This is a genomic window from Collinsella sp. SGI.184, assembly GCF_050313415.1.
Taxonomy (GTDB): Bacteria; Actinomycetota; Coriobacteriia; order Coriobacteriales; family Coriobacteriaceae; genus Collinsella.
The window spans coordinates 1-1,281 of the sequence record NZ_JBNPLJ010000039.1; the positions used below are offsets into that span (position 1 = coordinate 1).

Genomic DNA, 1,281 nt, shown 5'->3' on the forward strand with positions numbered 1-1,281 from the left:
GGGACTGCGGACAAAAAGTTGGACCGTTGAGGTCCGGAACGGAGTCCGCATGGCATACAGTAGGAGAATGGTGGAGAGGGCCAGGGCGCTTCGCGGCGCCGGGCTCACCGTCATGGAGATAACCGAGATACTCGGCGGGCCCGGCAAGACGTCCGTCTGGCGCTGGATCAGGGACGTGCGCAAGCCCGCGGGAAGGGCCGGTGGAGGAATGGACCTGCCGCGACTCGTCGGGGACGGCCCCGACTACCCCGACATCGACCCGGAGGACAAGGACGCCCTGATCGAGCGGCTCAGGCTCGAGAACGCGGTGCTGAGGGCGGTGCAGGACGTTTTAAAAGCCGAGAGCCTCGACGGGATGTCGAACAGGGAGAAGACCCTGGTGATAGACCGCCTGAGGCCGTGCGGGAAGTGGTCCTTGAGAGAACTCACGAGTTCCTTGGGGATATCAAAGAGCTCCTATGAGTACCAGCGCCGCGCGATCGCGAGGCCCGACCGGCGCGCGCCCCTGCGCGCGCTCGTGCGCAGGATCTTCACCGAGGACGGCGAGGGGGCGCGGGGGTACCGCTTCGTGACGGCGCGCCTGCGCGAGCTCGACGAGCCCGTGCGCGCCTCGGAGAAGGTCGTCCTCCGCATCATGCGCGAGGAGGGCCTGGTCCCCAGGTGGATGAGGAGGAAGAGGAGGCCCTACAGCTCCTATGCGGGCGAGCCGACGCCGGCCCCGCCGAACCTCGTGCGCCGCGACTTCCGCTCGGCCCTGCCGAACTTCCTGTGGCTCACCGACATCACCGAGTTCAGGCTGCCCTCCGGCAGGAAGGTCTACCTGTCGGCCATCAGGGACTGCTTCGACTCCTCGGTCGTGGCGTGGAGGGCCGGCGAGAGACCGGACGCCGCGCTCGCCAACTCGACGCTCGAGGACGCCTGCGCGCTGCTCGCGCCCGGCGAGCGCCCCGTCATCCACTCCGACCGCGGCGGCCACTACCGCTGGCCCGGCTGGATCTCGATCTGCGAGGGGCACGGCCTCGCCAGGAGCATGTCCGCCAAGGGCTGCAGCCCGGACAACGCGGCGATGGAGGGCTTCTTCGGCCTGCTCAAGAGGGAGTTCTGGCACGGCAGGGACTGGTCGGGCTGGACCCCTGCCCGCTTCATCGAGGAACTCGGGGGCTGGATCGGCCGATACAATACGGAGAGGCGCAGCGATGCGCTCGGCGGCCGCACGCCGGCCGAGTTCCGCGCCGCGCTGGGAAGGGCCGCGTAACGGTCCAAGAAATCGTCCGCAGTCCC

The 1,281-nt window shown here is 68.9% G+C and carries 1 protein-coding gene; it reads left to right on the top strand.

Annotated features, from left to right (window positions below; translation table 11 throughout):
* Positions 1-1,255, top strand: a 1,255-nt coding sequence (locus ACQRAJ_RS08705; protein ID WP_427748379.1) for an IS3 family transposase, incomplete at its 5' end; no start/stop codon positions are given.
* Positions 1,256-1,281: the final 26 nt, after the last annotated feature.